A 20,745-nucleotide genomic window follows, 5' to 3' on the forward strand; every position below is an offset into this window, starting at 1 on the left:
GGCTGGGCGCGCCTCGGGGGTGTTGCCGGGTTGCGCCCGCCCTTCACCTCAAGGGTGGATCTAAGAACGTCAAAGTCCGGCGTCCCGGAGCCGGTGCGGCGGGCAGCCGCCGCACCGCAGATCGATTTTGTCCGATCATGATCCCTGATGGCGCTCAGGAGTCACGCCGCCACCACCGCCGCGTCAGCCAAAGCACAAGCAAGCCCTCACATCCCGAAAGGGCCACTGCGTAATGGGAGCCGATCAGCTCCGCCATCAGGCCAAGATGCAGGAAGCCGATCGGTCCTGCGCCAATACAGACCGACAGCAGGCCCAGCACACGGCTCCGCATTTCCGGGGGGGTGGCCAGGAACACCAGCGTGGTCTGCATGATGCTGAACCCGGAACCACCCCACCCGGCCAGCATCAGCGCCAGTCCGGCGAGAAGAGGATGCGGGGCGAGCGCGAACAGCGCCATCAGCCCGCAATAGGAAATCACCCCGCCGATATAGAAAGGCCAGTAGCGATCGGCCCTCGCGCATAATGCGATGGAGAACGCGCCGAGCAGGGCACCGATCCCATCCATGCTGGCGAGCAGTCCAACGCCTTCGGGTCCCAGCAGCAGGCGGTCCAATCCGATCACCGGGACCATGCTCGTGGCCGGCCAGGCGAAGATGTTGTAGATCAGGGTGATGATCATGATGCCGGAAAGCCGCCGGTCGCTGATCACCAGCGATATGCTTGCGGCGACGCGGCTCAGGACGCTTTCCCCGGTTGTTGCCTGAGCCTCGTTCCGGTAGGTCAGGCGAAGCGACGTGGCGATCGCCACCAAGTAAAGCAGGGCGGTGAACAGGAACACGCCCTCGATCCCGGCTGAAGCCAACAACATCCCGCCGAGTATGGGGCCGAGCATGCGGCTGGCATTGTTGGTGCCGACATCGATGGACATGGCGGTGCTCATCCGGTCCGCGCCGACCACCTGCCCCATCATCATGCGCCTTACCGGATTGTCGGCCGCCCATCCAAGGCCGTTGATGAAGCACGCGACGGCCAGATGCCAGATCTCGAGCGCGCCGGCCAGGGCCAGCAGGCCCAGCGCCAACGAGGTGGCGAAGGAACTAGACAGCACCAGTACCAAGGCGGTGCGACGCTCGATCCGTTCGGCCCAGACCCCGAGAAACGCGCCAAGCAGCGCCATGGGCAGGAGGCGCAATAGCATCATGCTGGCGACAAGAAACGCGGAGCCTTGCTGCTGATACACGAAGACGCCGATGGCGATGGTTTCGATCCAACGCACGCCGAATGTCACGAGGCCGGCTATCCAAAGGTTCAGGAAATCGGAATTGGTGAACAAGGCACGCAACGGCGCGCCGGCCGACTGCGCGACTCTGGCATCTGGCAACTTCATTTCCTTCCCTATTCCAGCCTTCTGCATCGCTGTGACCGCTTGCTCAGGCAAAATCCCAGGTGGAATCTAAGGCAGGTTGTGCGACCCTCATCAACCCGGCATCAGGCACCGCTCCTGCCGGAGCGCCTCGACACTCCGCTCCTCCTTTGGAAGGTGGTCCTGCTGCCGGGCTGAACAGCGGCCATTTCATCACCAGCTTTGTCGCGGGAATTCGCGCCGGCTTCCTTGCGGGACGCAACGCCGGTGACCATCACGGCTACCCGGAGCAAGCGGAGACATGCGGCATCTGCCTGATGGAAGCAGCGTGAAAGCGCCCACCGCTTAGCCGCTCCCTTGACCCTGTGCGGTGGCTCGCCGGTCAATGGAAGCAAACGCCGTTCGCCATGCAGTATGAGGCACCGGCCGCCGGGAGCGAAGCGCCGGATATGCTATCCGTTCCACGGAAACGCAGAAATGCCAGGGCGCCTGCCTTCCGGCATGACGGCCCGGATCGTCCCGAACTGGTTTTCCGCGCCCGAAGGGAGGGATGGAAGCATCATGGCTGATGTCGCCTATGTCCAGACCACGATGTCGGGCAGCAGCCGGCAATGGCTGCTGCATCCCTTCACATGTGTCATGACGTCCTATGGCACGGTCTTCGCGCCATCCGTCATTGCCGCGACGTTACTGGTGACGCTGTTGGCCCTCGCTCTGCCGACAGCCCTTTTGCAGGTTTATGACCGCATCCTGCCGAACGGGGCGACGGGAACATTGGCCGCCCTGGCCTGCGCGGTGGTGGTGGCGATCATCCTCGAAGCTCTGCTTCGCCATGTCCGCAGCCGCATCCTGGCCCGCATCGCCGCGGCGGCGGAAGCGCAGGCCCATCGTGCGGCCATGCAGAGCTTGCTGAACGCGCCGGTCGAGGCCCTTGAGGCGCACGGAAACGGATACTACGCCGAACGGCTCGCCGCCATCGGCACATTGCGGGAGGCATGGTCGGGCCCGGCACTGCAGGCGATGCTCGATCTGCCCTTTGCCCTGCTTTACCTGCTGGGGATCTGGTACCTGGCGGGACCGTTGGTGCTGGTGCCGCTGGCCCTTCTGGCTGCCGTTGGGCTTCTGGCCTTTGTGACCGGCGCCTGGGTGCGCCGTGCCGCGCAGAAACTGGCCCTTGCCGAGGAACGGCGTTTCAATTTCCTGTTCGATACCCTGCATGGCATCCAGGCCATGAAGCTTCTTGGTGCCGAGCCGCTTCTTGAACGCCGCTACGAGCGCTTGCAGGCCGGATCGGCGCAGGGCCGGCGCATGCTGGGCCAGATCATGGCCACCGGACAGGAGGGCGGCCTTCTGCTGACGGAGGCGGCCACCGTCGCGGTGCCCGCCCTTGGCTGCATCATGGTGCTGGAAGGCCGGCTCACGGTGGGAGGGCTTGGCGCCTGCACCATGCTGGCCGGACGGGCGATGCAGCCACTCCTTGGCGGCATCGCGGTTTGGGCAAGATTGCAGTCGCTCGCGGAAAGCCGCCAGCGCGTGGCCGAGATCGGTGCCCTTCCCGATGAGCGGCCGCGGGCGCGACCTGCCCTGGATGTGTCCCATGGGCATGTGCTGTTGAGCAATGTCGGCCTTCGGCTGAATGGCCAGCAGGACTGGCTCTTCAATGGCCTGTCGCTTGAATGCCGGCCGGGGGAGCTGATCGGCATTACCGGGGCGAATGGATCGGGCCGTTCAACGCTTCTGCGCATCATGGCGGGCGAAGTGGCGCCGGATGCCGGGCAGGTGCGGATCGACGGCCAGGATCTCGCCACAATCGATGCCGCCGGGGCGCGACGCCGGGTTGCCCTTGTGCCAGCGGACCCCGCCCTCATCCGTGGCACCTTTCTGCAGAACCTGACACTGCATCAGCCGCATCTGGAAGCGGCCGCCCTTCGTCTGGCCGGGGAACTGGGTCTGGACCAGGTGGCAGGCGGCTTGCCAGGCGGCTGGCATACATCGGTCGGCATGGCGGGAATGCCCTTGCCGCGCGGTGTCGCGCAACGGATCGGGGTGGTGCGGGCGCTGGTCGAGGGCCCCCGGATCCTGCTGTTGGACGATATCTCCGCGCAGATCGATGCGGAGGGTGACCTGCGGCTCGCGCGGCTCCTGACCGGGTTGCGCGGCAATGTCAGCGTGATCATCGTGACCCACCGGCGCTCGACCCTGAACATCGCGGACCGGGTGCTGGCCATCCGGGATGGCCGCCTGGAACCGCAAGGACGCGGCCAGCCATGAGCATGCTGGATGACGTCCGCCCTGGCGCGCCGGTGAGCATGCCACATGGCCTGCTGGCGCCCTCGGATCTCGCGCAGTGCCTTTGCGCATTCCTTTGGCTGCTGGACTGGCGCGGAGGCCCGGATGATCTTCTGACGGCCTTGCCGCATGCCAGGCCGGAGATCGATGTGACCGATTTCCGGAACACGCTGGCGATCCTTGGCTACCCGACGCAGGTGGAGCCGCTCGCCCGCGGGCATCTGGATGCGCGGCGGCTTCCAGCCGTGCTTCTGGCGCCAGGCCGGGCAGCGGCGGTTCTATACTGCAACGAATACGGCCAGCTGCTTCGCCTTGATGGCTCCACCGGCGAGGTGCGGCAATGCGGCGCCGCTGATCTGCACGGCACCCTTCTGTTGTTGTGCGACAGGCTGGCGTTGCCCGCCCGGCAGAACTGGCTCGCTTCGGTGATCAAGCGGTTTCGCGGCCATCTTCCGGGACTTCTCGGCGCCAGTGGCCTGATGGCGCTGGCCGGGCTCGGGGTGCCTGCCTTCACCATGGTGGTGTTCGACACGGTGATTGCCGGGCGCAGCCCGGACACGCTGGTGATGCTCACCATAGGTGCGGCCGGCGCAGTGCTCGCCGAGGCAGCCTTCCGCGCCATGCGGCAGCGGGCGTTGCTGTCGCTGGGGGAAAGGCTGGACCGTCTGGTGTCCGGCACCGTCTTCAGCCAGTTGATGTCACTGCCGACGGCGCTGGTGGAGCGGGCGGGCACCGCGGCGCAGGTGTCCCGCCTGCGGGACTTCGCCGCGATCCGCGAGTTCCTGACGGACAGCTTTGCCGTGGCCGTGCTGGATCTTCCCTTCACCCTTGTGGTCATGGCGCTGATGCTGGTGCTGGGGGGCTGGATCGCGATCATCCCGCTTGGCACCGCGCTGGGCCTTGCCATGCTCTACATGATTTCCCGTGCGCCGCTGCGCGATGCGATCTCCGAGGCCGCCCGCGCCGCCCAGGGACGGGAAGTGCTGGCCGTGGAGGCGCTTGAAGCGGCGCGGACCCTGAAGCTGGCCAGCGCGCAAGGGCGCTGGATCGAGCGCTACGCCGCCGCCGCCGCCGCCTCGGCTGCGGCCTCGGCCCGTGTCGGCATCCTGTCGGGCGCGGTCACGGCGGCAAGCCAGGCCTTGGTGACGCTGTCCGGCCTCGCCGCGGTGGTGGTGGGCGTGCTTTCGGTGCTGGCGGGCAGCATGACGGCAGGGGCGCTGATCGCGGGCATGATGCTGATCTGGCGCGTGCTCGGCCCCTTGCAGACCGGCTTCATGATGTTGTCCCGTTGGGAGCAGACCCAGGCTTCCATCCGCCAGGTCGACTCCCTGATGGCGCTGGAAACGGAACGCCCCCCGCCGCTGGAGGCCCGCATGGCGCCGCCGGAGAAAGGCGGCATCGTGTTCCACCGCGTCACGCTGCGTTATCTGCAGCAGGCGGAAGCCGTCATTGTCGGCGCCAGCTTTGCGATCAACCCGGGTGAAGTGGTGGCTGTGGTCGGTGCTGAAGGCTCCGGAAAATCCAGCCTCCTGAAACTCGTGGCGGGACTGTACCAGCCTCAGGGCGGCGTGGTGCGCATCGACGGGCACGACGTGCGCGCCTTTGATCCAGCCGTGCTCCGGCGCAACATCGGCTGGGTTCCGCAGGCGCCGGAGCTGCTTTACGGCACCGTGGGGCAAAATCTCCGATTGGCGCGCCCCACGGCGTCCGACGAGGATCTGCGTGTCGCGGCGGCGGAGGCCGGCGTGCTCGATGCGATCGAAGCCCTGCCGAATGGCTTCCACACCCGGGTCGGCGACAACCGAAGTGGCCGCCTGCCGCGCAGCATCCTGCTGCGCATCGCCCTGGCCGGCGCCCTGCTGCGGAATGCGCCGATCCTGTTGCTGGACGAGCCTGTCGCCGGGCTGGACGATGCCTGTGCCGAGGCCTTCACGCGCGCGATCGTGGCCCGCCGCGGACGATGCACGGTTGTCATGGCCACGCACCGCCCGAGCCATATGCGGCTGGCAGACCGTGTGCTGCGGCTGCGGGACGGGATGGTGGAGGAAGCCGCCCCCCACGCGGCGCAAGCCGCTGCGCGCATGCCCGTGTTCACCCAGAGAACGCCATGAAATCCCTGACGACGCAGCCGCAGCCCATCCCTGGCGCCATGATCCCCCTGCCCCGCGCGAGCCGCCAGCCCCGTCCCGACAGCCATGTGCTGGCCCTGGAGGAGGTTCGGGTGCATGGGCTGGAGCATCTGGTGGTGATCGGCGCCGGCCTGCTGGTGGCGGGATTGCTGGGCTGGGCATCGTTGACGCATCTGCCGGAGGTGGCCGTGGGCCTGGGAGAGGTTGTTCCTTCAACGGCGGCCGCTCCGGTGCAGCACCTCGAAGGCGGCATCGTCAGCGCCGTGATGGTGGAGGAAGGCGAGCTGGTGGTTCCGGGCCAGCCAATCCTGCAATTGAACGGCGCCACGGCCGACACGGAAATGCGACAGGCGCGCTTGAAGCTGGAATCGCTGCAACTCCAGGCCAGGCGCCTGATTGCGGCGGCGGACGGCAACATGGCCGGACTGGCGGCGCCGGTTCCGGGCCTGTTCGTCGCTCCGCAGCAGGCCGCCCTGGATGCGCGCCTGCGCCTGCTGGCAGACAAGCGCACCATCCTGGTGGAGCAGGCCGCGCAGCGGCGCAACGAACTGACGGTGCTCGCGGGCCAGATCTCGGCTCTGGAAGGGCAGATCGCCCTGTATGCGGGGGAACTGGCGACGCGGGAGGAACTGGCCCGCAGCGGCCTCGCCACACGGGTCGCGGTGCTGGAAGCCACGCGCCTGCTGCTGAGCGCGAGGGCGGAGCGGGAGCGCCTGGCGGGGCAGCGCGGCTCCACCCGGAGCGCGCTGGCCGAGGCGGAAGCGCGCATCGCCGAGCTGCAATCCACCGCCGTGGACGAGGCACGCCAGGAGGCGGCGCGGGTGGCGCTGGACATCGCCGAAACCGCCGAGGCCTTGCGCCGCCTGGAGGACCGCGCCGACCGCGTCGTGCTGCGCGCGCCGATTGGTGGCGTCCTACGGGGTCTCGCGGTGCATCGGCCGGGCGCGGTGCTGCCGCCGGGCGGCCTTGTTGCGGAGATCATGCCGCAGGACATGGCTTTGGTGGCCGATGTGCGGCTCTCCCCCCGGGATATCGGCTTCATCGCCGTGGGCCAGCCGGTGAACCTCAAGGTGCAGGCATTCGATTATGCCCGCTTCGGCACGATCGGGGGGCAGGTGGAGCGGATATCGCCAGGCACCTTCCTGGATGAGCACAAGCAGCCGCATTACCGCGCGCGCATCCGGCTCAGCCAGCAGCATGTGGGGCACGATCCGCGCCTTGCGCGCCTGACGGCCGGCATGACCCTGCAGGCGGACATCACCACGGGCGCCAAGACGGTGCTGCAATACCTGCTGAAGCCAATTTATTCGGCCATGGCAGCATCCTTCCACGAGCGGTGAGACCTTGCATGAGCGAACCAACCGGATCGGGCTCCATTCCCCTGGAAACCTCCGCCGTGGACGAGGATGCCCTGCGCGCCTTGCGGGCCGTGCAGCGGATGGTGATGCAGGCCGCGGATGGGGGAGCCAGCGCGCTGGCCGGCGGCACCGTGGCGGCGGGTGGCCTCGCGGGCGTGAAGGAGCCGGCCCGGAACATCCGGGGCGAAGCTCCCGGTGCCGAAGCGGCGGCGGAGGATGAAACAGGCCGGCGACATCCGGCGCCGATGGAGTCCGGTGCCGCCGCCGGATCTGCCGCCATGGGCTCCCGCAGCGAGCCGGATGCGATGGCTGAGCCGGCCGCCGCAGCGATGCCGCCGCCGCAGCAGAGCCCCACCGGCGGAAAGGCGGCTTTGTTTCCGGAAGATGGGCTCCCTTCCCCTGCGCCCGCCTCGCCGCCTGCCTTGCCAGGCCAGGGAGCCGGGGAAGGATCTGGCGTCCCGGCGCCTCGCCACGATGCCCTCCCGCGGAGGGCGGGCGAAGCTGAGCCTTCAGATGCCCCGCCTGCACCTCCGGCCACCCAGCCCGTTGCCCGTGCGAGGCCGAATACGCCGGCGGCTGAAGCGGATGTCCCCCCAAGCCTTCCTGCGGCCAGGGAGCCGGCGCGACCGGGGCCAGTCGTATCCCTGCCCGCAAGCGATGACCCCGAAGCGCCGCCGGTGCCAGGGTCCCCTCCTCCGGCTGAGCCGCGGCCCCCTGCCCTGGTGGAACCGGGAGATGCGGCGGAAAAGCCCGCTCCCGGCCCGCAAACGCCCCCGGGGCCGGTGGGGGAGTCGGAACGTCCTGATCCAGCTGATCCGGACGAACCGACGCCGCCGATTGAGGAACCGCCAGCCCCCGAGCCAGTCTGTCCCCCCGAAATTGCCGCCCGTTCCGTGTCGGGGAGCGAAGACACGGAGATTGCTCTCGCCCTTTCCGCGGCCCTGGCTGCCGGTCAGCAAGATGCGGGCCTTTCGGTCATCATCCTGGGCGTTCCGGCGGGTGCCAGCCTGTCCTCCGGCAGCCGGCAGGGGGATGGTTCCTGGCTTGTGGCATCGGAGAATCTGGCGGGCCTGAGCATCACGCCGTCACGGGATTTCGCCGGCACCCTGGAACTGGTGCTGCGGGCCACGGCGCAAGACTCCAGCGGCAGCGCCGCCACGGAGGAAACGCGCTTCTCCGTGCAGGTCGTCCCCGTTGTTGACGGGGCGGTGCTGGTAGGCATGGCAGCGGGCCGGGAAGACCAGTGGATCACGCTGGAAACGACCTTCGGCAGCCTTGCCGATGATTCCGAGCAATGGGGCGAGTTTGTGCTGGTGCATGGTGTCCCGCAACATGCCGCCCTGTCGCAGGGCGAGGTGCTGGAGGATGGCAACTGGGCCGTGAGGCGGGAGGAACTCGCCGCAGGGCGCGTGGCCATCCGTCCGCCCGCGGATAGCGACGCCACGATCATGCTCCGGCTTGAGGCCACCATATGGGACGGGGCTTATGCCTCAGCGGGAATATCGGCTCCGCTGAAGGTGGAGGTGGCAGCGATGGCCGATGCGCCCTTCGCCTTGGCGGCTTCCGTCATCGGCGTGGAGGATCGGCCGGTGGCCCTGGATCTGTCGGCGGCGCTGTCGGATGTCGATGGGTCCGAGAGCCTGGTGATCCGGCTCCTGGGCCTGCCGGCCGGCGCGAGCCTGTCAGCCGGCAGGCGGGGGGATGATGGTTCCTGGCTGCTCGATGGCAGCGAACTGTCCGGCCTGAGCCTGCTGGCTCCGCCCGATTATGCCGGGACGCTGGTCCTCACGCTGCATGTCCTGGCGCGGGAAGCGAATGGCGACACGGCTGTCACCAGAAGGGACTTTTCCGTGCTGGTCCAGGCGGTGGCCGATCCCGTCACGCTGCAGGCCGCGGGGGAAGGACAGGAAGATGGCTGGATCCCCCTGCGTGGCTCCCTGGCGTTGAACGACACGGATGGATCGGAGCATTTCGGGCCGACGCTGGTGGTGCGTGGCGTGCCCATGGGCGCGATGCTGTCGCATGGGCTGGAATCCGCGCCCGGGGTATGGGAAGTGCCGCTGGAGGCATTCCGCTCCGGGTTGCTCGCCGTCCTGCCGCCTGCCGACAGCGATGCCGATTTCCAGTTGGTGTTCTCGGTGGCCAGCCATGACGGCACCGACAGCAGCCGGACCAGCCAGGCCGATGTGACGGTGGTGGTGCGCGCGGGCGCAGATGCACCGACGGTCACGGTGCAGGATTTTCATGGCAGGGAGGATACGCTGCTCAGGCTTTCAGGGCTGGGCGGCGCGCTGCAGGACAGGGATGGCTCCGAAGCCCTCAGCTTCGTGCTGAGTGGTGTGCCGCAGGGCAGCAATTTCAGCTCCGGCACGCGCCAGCCGGATGGGAGCTGGCTGTTTACCTCCGCGCAACTGGCCAGCCTTTCCATGGCGCCGCCGGGCCATCTTTCAGGCAGCTTCACCATGACGCTGACAGCCCGTGCGACCGAGGCCCGCGATGACCAGCCCACCGCCTCCACCTCCGCCAGCTTCACCGTCAGGCTCGATCCGGTGCTGGATGCCGGCACCATCAAGGGAAATGCCAGCGGATCGGAAGACAACCTCGTTGTTCTCCGGCCCAGCTTCGCCACGCCTGACAATGACGGGTCCGAGCAATGGTCCGCCCTGACGCGAGTCGCGGGCCTGCCCGATGGTGCGTCGCTGACGGCGGGAACGGAGGTCTCGCCCGGTGTGTGGGACGTGTCCACAAGCGACCTTCGTACCGGCCTCATCAGCATCATCCCGCCCTACAACAGCGATGTTGACTTCAAGCTGACCCTGACCGCGACCCTGTCGGATACCGGCAACGGCATCACCGTCAGCCGCGAGGTCACCGGCACCAGCACCGTGACGATCGCCGCACGCGCCGACAAGCCGCTTATCGATGCCGCCGATGCGGCTGGGGCCGAGGACGGGACGATCCCGCTCTCCCTCGCCGCCGGGCTGACGGATCTGGACGGCTCTGAAAGGCTTTCGGTCAAGATCCTCGGCGTGCCGGCGGGCGGCCATCTGTCCCATGGCACGCGCGGAGCGGATGGCGGCTGGAGCGTGGACCCGGCCGATCTGCCGGCCCTTACCCTCATCCCGCCGAAGGATTTCTCCGGAAACCTGAAGCTGACCTTGCAGGCGACATCCCACGATAACAACAGCAGCACGGCGACGGTGAGCCGCAGTTTCACCGTGCAGGTGGCGGCGGTGGCCGATGAAGCCCTGGTCAGAACTTTCCCGGCTCTCGGAAGGGAAGATGCCGGCATCGCCCTGAGGATCTCGGCGCTCCCCACCGATATTGACGGCTCCGAGACGATCGTGGCACTGCGCCTCGCGGATGTTCCGGAAGGTGCCATTGTCAGGGCAGGCGGCGTGGCGCTGGCGCGGCAGGCCGACGGAAGCATCCTGGTGCAGCCGGGGCAGATTTCCGGCCTGACCATCACGCCGCCGCCGCACTCGGACCAGCGGTTCACCTTGCGGGTGTCGGCCATCAGCGCGGAAGCGAATGGAAGCCAGGCCGAAAGCGCGCCTGTGCCGCTCATTGTCACCGTGCAGGGTGTCGCGGATGCGCCTGTTCTGGCCAATGCCACCCTGTCCGGGCTGGAAGATCATGCCATCCCGCTGAATCTCGGCGCGATCATGCCGGATGCGGATGGGTCGGAAGCATTGAGCTTCGTGGTTTCCGGTCTGCCGGATGGCGCGGTGCTTTCGGCCGGCACCTACCGTGGGCCGGGGGTCTGGTCCCTGACCGCGGCGGAAGCCGCGGCGGCCGTGCTGCATCCGCCCGCGGATTATGCCGGCACGCTGGTCCTCACCGTCACCGCCGTGACGCAGGAGGCCGGAAGCGGGAGCCAGGCGCGCAGCACCGCCACGCTCACCGTGCGACTCGGCGCCGTGGTGGACCAGCCGGGCGTCGGCGGCATGGACGGTATCTCCGGCGATTGGGGCCGCATGCGCGGCACCGAGGACCAGCCCATCACGCTCCGGCTCGATCCTGGGCTGGCGGATCGCGACGGATCCGAGCGTCTGGTGGGCGAGATCCTCATTCATGACGTTCCGGCCGGCGCGGTTCTGCGGCTTGCCGACGGCAGTGTCGTTGCGGCGGATGCCGATGGTGTCCACCGCATCGGCGTGGCGCGGATGGAAGGCGTTTTCCTTCAGCTGCCCGCCAACAGCGATGCGGAAGCGACCTTGCGCATCGGCATGATGGTGGAGGACACCGGCGGAGTGCGCCGGGCGATCGGCGGAGTGATCGTCATTGATCCTGCCGGCGATGCCGACATCCCCCTGCTCGTGGTCCTGGATGCCACCGGGACCGGGCGCGGCGTCGCCGATCTGGGGCCTGTGGCGATTCCGCTGCATATTTCCACGAGCCTTGCCGACACGGATGGCTCCGAAACGCTGCATGTCTGGGTGCGGGATGTGCCGCAGGGTGCGGTGTTGTCAGCGGGCGTGCCCGCGGGCGGCGGCGTCTGGCGCGTGCCTGCCTCGGCGCTTGCGGATCTCGCCCTCCTGCCTCCGGCCGGCTATGGCGGCAGCTTCAGCTTGCGTGTCACCAGCCAGGCCATCGAGCGCGATGGCGATGAAGCGACCGTGACCCGAACCGTGAGGGTGACGGTTGCGCCGCCCTCCGGCAGTGGCGGCGCCTGCACGGACCCGGACCATCCGGCTACGGGCCCTGTTGCCAGCCTTCCCGCTGCGCAGGCACCGCTGCTGCGGATCTCCGATGCGGCCACGGATGAGGACAATGCCGTGACGCTGGCCATCAGCCTCGCCAATGCCGACAATGACGAAGGACGTGAAACCCTCGGGCTTCGCATTGAAGGGGTCCCGGCGGGCGCTTTCCTTTCAGCGGGGGGGCGGGATCCGCTCACCGGGCATTGGGTGCTGTCGCCGGCCGAGCTGGCGGGCCTCCGCTTCCTGCCCCCTGCCGATTTCGCGGGTACGATCATGCTCGCCGTCTATGGCATCGCCACAGAGGCCACCGGGGACCTCGCCGAGGCACGGGCCGATCTCCGCATCGAGGTAGCGGATGTCGTGGACGGGGCGGTGATCTCGGCCGCACCCATTGCCGCGGCGGAGGATCGCGCGGTTCCGCTGAATCTCCGCGTCACACCGCGCGATGCGGATCACAGCGAAACGGTGGTCAGCATCGTCGTGACCGCTTCTCCGGGCGCGAGCATCAATGGACCGGGGGTGACGGCGCTCGGCGGCATGCGCTGGGCGATTGACCCGGAGCAAATGGGCGGCATCACCGCGACGCCACCCCTGCATTCAAATGCACCCCTGCACATCACGGTGGAAGCGGTGACAAGGGAAGCGGTCAGCGGCGACACCCATCTTGCCACTCATATCCTGGTGCTGCCCGTTGCGGCCCGTGCGGATGCGCCATTGGTCAGCGTGGCGGATGCCATGGGAATGGAGGACAGGCCGGTTCCGCTGCAACTCGCGGCCGCCCTGCGCGACATGGATGGATCGGAGATCCTGTCCGTGGTGCTCCAGGGCCTGCCATCCGGCTCCCGCCTTTCCGCCGGGCTTAACAACGGCGATGGCAGCTGGACTCTGACCGGGGAACAGCTTGCCGGCCTGACCTTGATTCCGCCTGCCGACTGGGATGGCGACATGGCGCTGAAGCTGGTTGCGCATGCGCGTGAGATCTCCAACGGTTCCGTGGCGACGACCGAAGCGGAGTTCCACGTCATCATCGCCGGCGTGGCGGACATGCCGGTGCTGACCGTGTCCGATCGGTCGGGCATGGAGGACACCCGCTTGCCCCTCAACCTGCAGGCCGCCCTGCTGGACCATGACGGGTCGGAACAACTGACGGTCACGATCAGCGGGCTGCCGGAAGGCTTCACCCTGTCGCGCGGCGTTTCCCTGAGCGGGGGCCAATGGCGAGTGTCCGGCCACGAGCTGGCCGGGCTGGAACTGCTGCCCGCCGCCAACTGGAACGGCAACGTCACCCTCGTTGCCGAAGCGGTCAGCCGGGAAGCGGGTTCGGGAAGCAGCGCCAGTGTCATGGAATCCTTCAGGATCGTTCTTTCAGCGGTCAATGACGCGCCCGTGCTGGAGCTCGCAGCCGCCGTCCGTGCCGAGGCCGGAGGCACCGCTGTCCCGGCGCTGGGTGGCGCCAATGCCGCAGATGTGGACAGCGCCTATCTGTCCGGTGCCGTGGTCAGCCTGTCGGGTGCCCTCGTCGGGGACATGTTGAACATCGGCGGCTTCGAACTGACGGCACAAGGCGGGCGCCTCATGATCGGGGGCACCGGCATCGAGGTTCTGGGCGGGGGATACAATCCCGGCACGGGCATGCTGCGGCTGGGTGGCCGTGCCTCCCCCGGCATCTATGCCGCCGTGCTGCAATCCCTTGTGCTGGAAAACGCCGAGGGGGAGCTTGCCGCCGGCACGCGCACCATCGCGGTGAAGTTGACGGACCAGTCCGGCGCGGCATCGGCGCAGCAGAGCGTGGCGCTGGCGGTCGGCCCCGGCGGACCGGATGAGGCAGCGGGCCAGACCTTCACGGGCAGCGCGGCGTCGGAAGCCATGACCGGTGGTGCCGGCGCGGACCTGTTCCTGATATCCGCGAATGGCGGACATGACGTCATCGATGGCGGCTCCGGCGCCTGGACCGACCAGATCACTGTGACGGGCGCCGGTGAACCGGGGCTGGGCGGCTGGACCATTGTGGTGGAAACGCCCGGCGCCACGATGCTCAGGCAAACCAACGGCTTCGCCTTCGACCAGGCCGTATCGGGGCATATTTCCTTTTCGGACGGGACCCAGGCGGATTTCCTCCATGTGGAGCGCATCGGCTGGACATGAAGGCCGTGCCGCCGCCCGACCGGAGGCCGGAAGAACGGGGCTGATCCAGCCAGTGGGCCCGGCGTTGCCACCGCGGTCAGGCGCCGGCCAGGCTGTTCCGCAGGGCTTCGACCAGTGCCTCGGCGGCGGGAGGCAAGGAACGGTCGCTGCGGCGGATCAGGCTGACGACGCGGTGAATGCCGGGGCGGCTCACGGGACGCGCCGCCAGCTCCGGCGCCATGGTGATCTCGGCAGCCGAGGACGGGATCATGGCGATCCCAAGCCCGGTGCGGGCCATGCCGACCAGGGTTCCCATATGCACCGCCTCCTGCGCGGGCGCGACGATGTGCCCGGCGCTGGCGAAGGCATCATCCACCAGGCGGCGGATGGAACTGTCGGATTCCAGGAGCAGGAGCCGCTCCGTTGCCAGCTTCTGCAGCGGAATGGACTGCATCCGCGCCAGGGCGTGGCTTGGCGGCAGCAGGGCCAGGATCTGGTCGCGGAACAGGGGCTCCAACGACAACGCGCCACCCGGCCGGAGATCGGTGGCGATGCCGAAATCCACCTCCTCCGAGCGGACCATCTCGTAAACCTGGCCGGTCACCGCCTCATGCACGCGGACGCCCAGCTCCGGATGGCTGGCCCGCATCCGGGCAATCGCACCGGGCAGGAGGCTTGCCGCGACGGAAGGGAGGACCGCCAGCCGAACCAGCCCGCGCCTGCGCGCCGCCAGGTCCCGCAGGCTGGCGATGGCGTGATCCAGATCCTGGAGCAGAGGTTCCAGCGACCGGGCGAGTTCGCGTCCGGCGGCCGTCGGTTCCGCGCCACGCGGCGTCCGCTCCAGGAGCCGCAGCCCCACTCCGGCCTCCAGCTGGCGGATCTGCACCGTCAGGGCGGGCTGGGTGATGTTCAGCAGCGCGGCGGCCCGGGTGAAGCTGCCATAGCGTTGCACCATGGCGAAGGCGCGCAGCCCCTTCAGGGTGATTGACATAAAGAAAGCTTATGGAACACCGATATCTTTTCAATTGATTTATTGCCTGATCGCCTTTCGAATCCTTCTCAACAAAGGCGCGTGCCAGACGCGGCGGAAAGGGAGGGATCGATGTCCTCAGCGACAGCGAAACGCTATTTTGTGCGGCCGGAGGATGTTCCCGGCTACAGCCCGGCCAATCACACCGGCACGGTCAACCGCCGCCTGATCAGCCCCGAAACGGTTGGCGCGACCTCGATGGAGGTCCTGCTCGGCACCATCGAGGCCGGCCAGGGCGCCCTTCCCCACGCGCATCCGGGCATGGAGCAGGCCTGCTACATCCTGTCCGGCCGCGCCCGCGCGGAAGTCGGCGGCCAGAGCCGCGAGATCGGTCCGGGAGAGATGTGCTTCTTTCCCAAGGGCGAGGAGCATGTCTTCACCGTGATCGGCCCGGAGCCTGTCCAGGTGCTGGTGATCTATTCCCCGCCCTATGGAGAGGACCCGGCCAAGGTCGTGCGCCGCGTCGCGGAGGCCCACCCATGATCCGGCGCCGCAGCCTGCTTGGCGCCGCATCGCTGCTCGCCCTTCCGGTCGCGCGTCCCGTGGCCGCGCAACCGGGCGGGTGGAAGCCGGAACGTCCCGTCACCCTGATCGTGCCCTTCGCCGGCGGCAGCGGCACCGATGCCGTGGCCCGTATCCTCGCGGATCTGCTTGGCCAGCAACTCGGCGTGCCGGTGGTGGTGGACAACCGCGCCGGCGCCAACGGTGCCATCGCCGCCGTGCAGGCCGCGCGCTCTGCACCGGATGGAACGACGCTGTTTGTCACCACAAACACCACGCATTCCGCCAATCCCTCGCTGCTCAAGCGCATCGACTACGATCCGGTGGCCGATTTCACGCCCGTCGCGCGGGTCGGCAACCTGCCTTTCATGCTGGTGGTCGGCGAAGGGGTGAAGGCCCGCAGCCTCGGCGAATTGCTGGACATGGCGCGGCAGAAGCCCGGCAGCGTGACCTATGCCAGCGGCAACAGCACCGGCATCGTGGCCGGCGCCACCATGGCGCGCATGGGCAAGGCCGAGATGCTGCATGTTCCCTATCGCAGCACGCCGCCCGCCATGACGGACGTGATCGCCGGGCGCGTGACCTGCATGTTCGTCGACATCGCGGCGGGCCTCGCCAATGTGCAGGCCGGCAAGCTGCATGTGCTGGCGATGAGCACCAAGGAACGCTCGGCGCTGATGCCCGGCGCACCGTCCATGGCCGAGGCCGGGCTGCCGGGTTTCGACATCACCTCCTGGAATGGCGTGTTCGGCCCCGCGAAGATGCCGCCGGAGATCGTGGCGACGCTGAACGCCGCGATCCAGGGCGCCCTGGTCCGGCCGGAGGTGAAGCAGCGCTTTGCTTCCATCGGCTTCGAGGCGTTTTCCGGCCCGCCGGAAGCATTGGATGCCTTTGTTCGCGCCGAGCTGGTGAAATGGCGCGACCTGATCGAGGCCGCGGGGATCGAGAAGGAATGACCGCGCTCGCCGGTCTGCGCGTCCTTGATGCCAGCACGGTGGTGATGGGTCCCTATGCCACGCGGCTGCTGGCCGATCTCGGCGCCGATGTGCTGAAGGTCGAGCCGCCGGAAGGCGACGTGATGCGCCGCGCCGGCCAGGGCGGCGCCATTTTCGCGCATCTCAACCGCAGCAAGCGGAGCGTGGCGCTGGACCTGAAGTCGGAAGCCGGCCGCGCGGCATTCCGGGACCTCGCCGCGGGTGCCGACGTGCTGGTGCACAACATGCGCCCCGAGGCCGCGGCGCGGCTCGGGCTGCGGCAGGCGGATCTGGCGGACCTCAATCCACGTCTCATCACCGCCTGCGCTTATGGCTATGGCGAAGGAGGGCCTTATGCGGCGCGGCCGGCCTATGACGACCTGATCCAGGCCGCCAGCGGCCTTGCCGACACCATTGGCCGGGCCGGCGGCGACATGCCGCGCTATGTGCCGCTCACCCTGGCCGACCGTGTGGTGGGCGCACATCTGGCCTTCGCCATCATGGCCGCCCTTGCCTGCCGGGAGCGCACCGGCATCGCGCAGGAAGTGGCGGTGCCGATGTTCGAGACCTTCGCCGACCTGGTGGCCGGCGACCATCTCGGCGGCCTGAGCTTCGATCCGCCGGAAGGCGGCCCCTATTACGGGCGGCTGATGTCGCCCCAGCGCCGGCCCTACCGGACGCGAGATGGATGGATCGCCGTGCTGCTCTACACGGACGCGCATTGGCAGCGTTTCTTCGCGCTGATCGGGGAGCCGGAGGCGCTGCAGGATCCGCGCCTCGCCACGCATGCCGCACGGCAGGCCGGGATCGACCACGCTTATGGAAAGGTCGCCGAGGCTCTTGCCGGCCGGGGCACCGCCGAATGGATGGACCTGCTGTCCCGCGCCGACATCCCGGCTGCGCCCGTTCATGACGTCATCGGCCTGCGCCAGGACCCGCATCTCGCAGCCACCGGCTTCTGGCGCGATGTGGCCTTGCCGGATGGACGTATCCTGCACACCACGGCACCCTTCGGACGCTGGTCGGAAACCCCCCCGGAGGCACCTGGCGCGCCTCCGCCATGGCCAGCGCCCGCCGAAGCCGACTGGGAGACGCGTTGATGGATTTCGCCCTCAAACCCGAGCAGGAAGCGGTGCGCGAGGCCGTGGCCCGCATCTGCGCCGCCTTCGGCGACGAATACTGGCTGGCGCGCGACAAGGATGGGGTCTTCCCGCGCGAGTTCTGTGCCGCCCTGGCCAAGGATGGCTGGCTCGGCATCTGCATGCCGGAGGAATATGGCGGCGCCGGGCTCGGCATCACCGAGGCGGCGATCATGATGCAGGCCATTGCGCAGTCCGGCGCCGGCATGACCGGCGCTTCGGCCGTGCACATGAACATCTTCGGCCTCAATCCCGTGGTCGTGTTCGGCACGGATGCGCAGAAGCGGCGCATGCTGCCGCCGCTGATCGAAGGGCGCGAGCGCGCCTGCTTCGCCGTGACGGAGCCAAATGCTGGCCTCGACACCACCCAGCTCCGCACCCGCGCGGAGAAGCGCGGCGACCGCTACGTCGTGAACGGCCAGAAGATCTGGATCTCCACCGCCCAGGTGGCCGAGAAGGTGCTGATCCTGGCGCGGACCATGCCGCTCGATCAGGTGAAGCGCCGCACCGACGGGCTGAGCCTGTTCTACACCGATCTCGACCGCAGCCGCGTCGATGTGCGCGAGATCGAGAAGATGGGCCGCAAGGCGGTCGATTCCAACGAGGTGTTCTTCGACAACCTCGAAGTGCCGGAGGAGGACCGCATCGGCGAGGAAGGGCGTGGCTTCGAATACATCCTGCACGGGCTGAACCCGGAGCGCATCCTGATCGCCGCCGAGGCCGTGGGGCTCGGCCTCGTGGCGCTGGAACGGGCCACCAACTACGCCAAGGAGCGCCGGGTCTTCGGCCGCGCCATCGGGCAGAACCAGGCCATCCAGCATCCGCTGGCCGCCAACTGGATGGAGCTTCAGGCCGCCAGGCTGATGATCCTGCAGGCCGCCTGGCGCTATGACCAGGGCCTGTCTTGCGGCGCCGAGGCCAATGCCGCGAAGTATCTGGCCGCCGAGGCCGGCTTCAAGGCCTGCCAGCAGGCGGTGATGACACATGGCGGCTTCGGCTACGCCAAGGAATACCATGTCGAGCGCTTCCTGCGCGAGGTCATGATCCCGCGCATCGCACCGGTCAGCCCGCAGCTCATTCTCTGCTTCATCGCGGAGAAGGTGCTGGGCCTGCCCAAATCCTATTGATCGGAAAAGCCCCAATGGCCGGATTGTGGTTCGAGGAACTGAGCGAAGGGCTGGTGATCGACGCCGAATGGCGCCGCACCGTGACCGAGGCGGACAATGTCGCCTTCTGCGGTATGACAATGAATGTCGCGCGGCTGCATCTCGACGCCGACTACATGAAGAACAGCGAGTTCGGGAAGCCTTTGGTGAATTCGCTGTTCACCCTCGGCCTGATGATCGGCATGAGCGTGCACAACACCACCAATGGCACGGCCATCGCCAATCTGGGCATGAATGACGTGCGCTTCCCGGTTCCCGTCTTCGCCGGGGACACCCTCGGCGTCCGCACGACGGTGCTTTCCGCGCGCCCCAGCAAGTCGCGCTCCGATGCGGGGATTGTGACCCTGCTGCACGAGGCCTACAATCAGGCAGGCCAGGTGGTGGCGCGCTGCGAGCGGGCGGCGCTGATGCACCGGCGCCCGACGGAGGTCGCGTGATGAAACTGCGGAACCTGCTTTTCGCCCCCGCCGATTCTGAACGAAAGCGCGAGAAGGCGCTGGAAAGCGGTGCCGATGCGGTGGTCCTCGACCTGGAGGACGCGGTGGGGCCGGACAGCAAGGATGTGGCGCGCAAGGCCGTTGCCGACCTTCTTCCCGGCCGTGCCCGCCATGAGGTCATCGTGCGCATCAATGCCAGGGGCTCCCAATGGTATCTGCGCGACCTCGCGGCCGTTGTGCCCGGCGCGCCGATGGCGGTGATGCTGCCGAAATGCACCGGCCTCCCCGATATTGTCGCGCTGGACCACCATCTTGAGGTTCTGGAGGTCGCGGCCGGAATCGAGGTCGGGCGCATCGAGGTGCTGGCGCTGGTCACCGAAACCGCGGCCGCGCTGCATGGCCTTGATTATCGCGGGGCGCCGACGCGGCTGCGGGCGCTTTGCTTCGGAGCGGAGGATTTGTCCTCCGATCTCGGCATCACGCCGCGCGGGCCGGATGGGCATTACGGGGCGCCGGTGCAGCAGGCGCGAAGCGCCCTTCTCCTGGCGGCCGCCGCCGCGGGCCTGCCGGCGCTCGACACCCCCTTTCCCGATCCGCGCCAGCCCGATGCGCTTGCCCGTGAAGCGGCCGAGGCGGCGCGCGATGGCTTTGCCGGCAAGCTGTGCATCCATCCCGCGCAGATCGGCCCTGTCGCCGCCGCTTTCACCCCCGGTGCGGAGCGTGTGGCCTGGGCGCAAAGGGTGGTGAATGCCTTCAAGGCCCAGCCGGATGCCGGCGTGGTCTCGCTGGAAGGGCAGATGGTCGAGCGGCTCCATCTCCGCATCGCGCAGCGCATCATCAACGCGGCGGGGCCATCCTGATCCCGAGGCCGGCCTGATGATCGTCCCGCCTGCTCCGGATGGGCAGCTTCACGAAAAGCCGCGATGAGCGCTGACACCGTTATCCATCGCATCGTGCGCCCCGTGGTGAGGCTGATGGCGCCCACCCGCGTCACGCCGAACCACATCACGACCTTGCGGCTGCTCACCGGCATCGCCGCGGCGGTGGCACTCGGCGCCGGGAACACGGTCTGGCTGATGACCGGCGCGGCGATCTTCCTGTTGTCGATGCTGCTGGACCGCGCCGATGGCGAATTGGCGCGACAGACAGGGCAGTCCAGCGTGGGCGGCCATCGTTATGATCTCGCCAGCGACTGCTTTTCCAACATCATCGCCTTTATCGGTATCGGCATCGGCCAGATGGAGCGGCTTGGCCTGCTGGCCCTGATGCTGGGCTTCGCCGCGGGCATCGCCATTGGCGTGCTGTTCTGGCAGTTGCACGTTCTGCGCATCGGGCAGGTGCGCGGCTATCGCCTGGCGCCAGACATTCTGATTGATCCTGATGACCTCCTGGTCTTCGTCCCGTTGCTGATCTGGGCCGGCGCGACGGTGCCTATGTTGTTCGCGGCGGCGATCGTCACGCCGGTTGCCGCGCTTTGGCTCAGCTTCACCGGGCTGCGCCGGAAGGACGACGCGCCGGGCCTGTGAAACCGG

13 protein-coding genes are annotated in these 20,745 nt (G+C 68.2%); 11 read left to right on the forward strand and 2 right to left on the reverse strand.

Features of this window, described 5'->3' with window-relative positions:
• Window positions 1-154 precede the first annotated feature (154 nt).
• Complete coding sequence (locus F0Q34_RS14140; protein WP_161600881.1) at window positions 155-1,387, reverse strand: MFS transporter; 1,233 nt, start codon at window positions 1,385-1,387, stop codon at window positions 155-157.
• A gap of 537 nt (window positions 1,388-1,924) precedes the next feature.
• Between F0Q34_RS14140 and F0Q34_RS14145 the strand changes: the two genes are divergently transcribed.
• The 4 genes from F0Q34_RS14145 (at window position 1,925) to F0Q34_RS14160 (ending at window position 13,987) form a co-directional block, all read left to right on the forward strand.
• Entirely contained in the window at window positions 1,925-3,634 is a 1,710-nt protein-coding gene (locus F0Q34_RS14145; RefSeq protein WP_161600882.1) for an ATP-binding cassette domain-containing protein, read from the forward strand.
• Window positions 3,631-5,763: a peptidase domain-containing ABC transporter gene (locus tag F0Q34_RS14150; RefSeq protein WP_149812873.1), complete on the forward strand. Its 2,133-nt coding sequence runs from the start codon at window positions 3,631-3,633 to the stop codon at window positions 5,761-5,763. Before F0Q34_RS14145 ends, F0Q34_RS14150 begins: the two co-directional genes overlap by 4 nt.
• Window positions 5,760-7,121, forward strand: coding sequence for an HlyD family type I secretion periplasmic adaptor subunit (locus tag F0Q34_RS14155; RefSeq protein WP_161600883.1), 1,362 nt, complete (start codon window positions 5,760-5,762; stop codon window positions 7,119-7,121). Before F0Q34_RS14150 ends, F0Q34_RS14155 begins: the two co-directional genes overlap by 4 nt.
• A gap of 911 nt (window positions 7,122-8,032) precedes the next feature.
• The gene (locus tag F0Q34_RS14160; RefSeq protein WP_149812875.1) at window positions 8,033-13,987 is read left to right on the forward strand and encodes a hypothetical protein; all 5,955 of its coding nucleotides are present in this window, start codon (window positions 8,033-8,035) and stop codon (window positions 13,985-13,987) included.
• 76 nt (window positions 13,988-14,063) lie between these two features.
• Here the strand turns inward: F0Q34_RS14160 and F0Q34_RS14165 are convergent, their stop codons facing one another.
• Entirely contained in the window at window positions 14,064-14,957 is an 894-nt protein-coding gene (locus F0Q34_RS14165; protein ID WP_149812876.1) for a LysR family transcriptional regulator, read from the reverse strand.
• A 111-nt stretch (window positions 14,958-15,068) separates the two neighbouring features.
• On the opposite strand from F0Q34_RS14165, the gene F0Q34_RS14170 reads away from it, so the two are divergent.
• The 7 genes from F0Q34_RS14170 to F0Q34_RS14200 all read left to right on the forward strand — a co-directional run bounded on the left by F0Q34_RS14170 (window position 15,069) and on the right by F0Q34_RS14200 (window position 20,739).
• Window positions 15,069-15,479 carry a cupin domain-containing protein gene (locus tag F0Q34_RS14170; RefSeq protein WP_149812877.1) on the forward strand — a complete coding sequence of 137 codons (411 nt, stop codon included), beginning with the start codon at window positions 15,069-15,071 and terminating at the stop codon, window positions 15,477-15,479.
• Complete coding sequence (locus tag F0Q34_RS14175; protein ID WP_149812878.1) at window positions 15,476-16,453, forward strand: Bug family tripartite tricarboxylate transporter substrate binding protein; 978 nt, start codon at window positions 15,476-15,478, stop codon at window positions 16,451-16,453. The genes F0Q34_RS14170 and F0Q34_RS14175 overlap by 4 nt, the downstream gene beginning before the upstream one ends.
• A complete protein-coding gene (locus tag F0Q34_RS14180; RefSeq protein WP_149812879.1) occupies window positions 16,450-17,571 on the forward strand; it encodes a CaiB/BaiF CoA transferase family protein in 1,122 nt (373 codons plus the stop codon). The genes F0Q34_RS14175 and F0Q34_RS14180 overlap by 4 nt, the downstream gene beginning before the upstream one ends.
• Window positions 17,571-18,737 carry an acyl-CoA dehydrogenase family protein gene (locus tag F0Q34_RS14185; protein WP_149812880.1) on the forward strand — a complete coding sequence of 389 codons (1,167 nt, stop codon included), beginning with the start codon at window positions 17,571-17,573 and terminating at the stop codon, window positions 18,735-18,737. The genes F0Q34_RS14180 and F0Q34_RS14185 overlap by 1 nt, the downstream gene beginning before the upstream one ends.
• A gap of 14 nt (window positions 18,738-18,751) precedes the next feature.
• On the forward strand, window positions 18,752-19,213 hold the full coding sequence (locus F0Q34_RS14190; RefSeq protein ID WP_149812881.1) for a MaoC family dehydratase: 462 nt from the start codon (window positions 18,752-18,754) through the stop codon (window positions 19,211-19,213).
• The gene (locus tag F0Q34_RS14195; protein WP_149812882.1) at window positions 19,213-20,073 is read left to right on the forward strand and encodes an HpcH/HpaI aldolase/citrate lyase family protein; all 861 of its coding nucleotides are present in this window, start codon (window positions 19,213-19,215) and stop codon (window positions 20,071-20,073) included. Before F0Q34_RS14190 ends, F0Q34_RS14195 begins: the two co-directional genes overlap by 1 nt.
• Before the next feature lie 63 nt (window positions 20,074-20,136).
• Entirely contained in the window at window positions 20,137-20,739 is a 603-nt protein-coding gene (locus F0Q34_RS14200; protein WP_149812883.1) for a CDP-alcohol phosphatidyltransferase family protein, read from the forward strand.
• Window positions 20,740-20,745 lie beyond the last annotated feature (6 nt).

Origin of the sequence: Teichococcus oryzae (assembly GCF_008386565.1) — a bacterium.
Taxonomy (GTDB): Bacteria; Pseudomonadota; Alphaproteobacteria; order Acetobacterales; family Acetobacteraceae; genus Pseudoroseomonas; species Pseudoroseomonas oryzae.

Excerpts from the sequence above, each read along its gene's own strand:
- F0Q34_RS14140 (WP_161600881.1), bottom strand. The coding sequence starts at position 1,387 with ATGAAGTTGCCAGATGCCAGAGTCGCGCAGTCGGCCGGCGCGCCGTTG.
- F0Q34_RS14145 (WP_161600882.1), top strand. The coding sequence starts at position 1,925 with ATGGCTGATGTCGCCTATGTCCAGACCACGATGTCGGGCAGCAGCCGG.
- F0Q34_RS14150 (WP_149812873.1), top strand. The coding sequence starts at position 3,631 with ATGAGCATGCTGGATGACGTCCGCCCTGGCGCGCCGGTGAGCATGCCA.
- F0Q34_RS14155 (WP_161600883.1), top strand. The coding sequence starts at position 5,760 with ATGAAATCCCTGACGACGCAGCCGCAGCCCATCCCTGGCGCCATGATC.
- F0Q34_RS14165 (WP_149812876.1), bottom strand. The coding sequence starts at position 14,957 with ATGTCAATCACCCTGAAGGGGCTGCGCGCCTTCGCCATGGTGCAACGC.
- F0Q34_RS14170 (WP_149812877.1), top strand. The coding sequence starts at position 15,069 with ATGTCCTCAGCGACAGCGAAACGCTATTTTGTGCGGCCGGAGGATGTT.
- F0Q34_RS14175 (WP_149812878.1), top strand. The coding sequence starts at position 15,476 with ATGATCCGGCGCCGCAGCCTGCTTGGCGCCGCATCGCTGCTCGCCCTT.
- F0Q34_RS14180 (WP_149812879.1), top strand. The coding sequence starts at position 16,450 with ATGACCGCGCTCGCCGGTCTGCGCGTCCTTGATGCCAGCACGGTGGTG.
- F0Q34_RS14185 (WP_149812880.1), top strand. The coding sequence starts at position 17,571 with ATGGATTTCGCCCTCAAACCCGAGCAGGAAGCGGTGCGCGAGGCCGTG.
- F0Q34_RS14190 (WP_149812881.1), top strand. The coding sequence starts at position 18,752 with ATGGCCGGATTGTGGTTCGAGGAACTGAGCGAAGGGCTGGTGATCGAC.
- F0Q34_RS14195 (WP_149812882.1), top strand. The coding sequence starts at position 19,213 with ATGAAACTGCGGAACCTGCTTTTCGCCCCCGCCGATTCTGAACGAAAG.
- F0Q34_RS14200 (WP_149812883.1), top strand. The coding sequence starts at position 20,137 with ATGAGCGCTGACACCGTTATCCATCGCATCGTGCGCCCCGTGGTGAGG.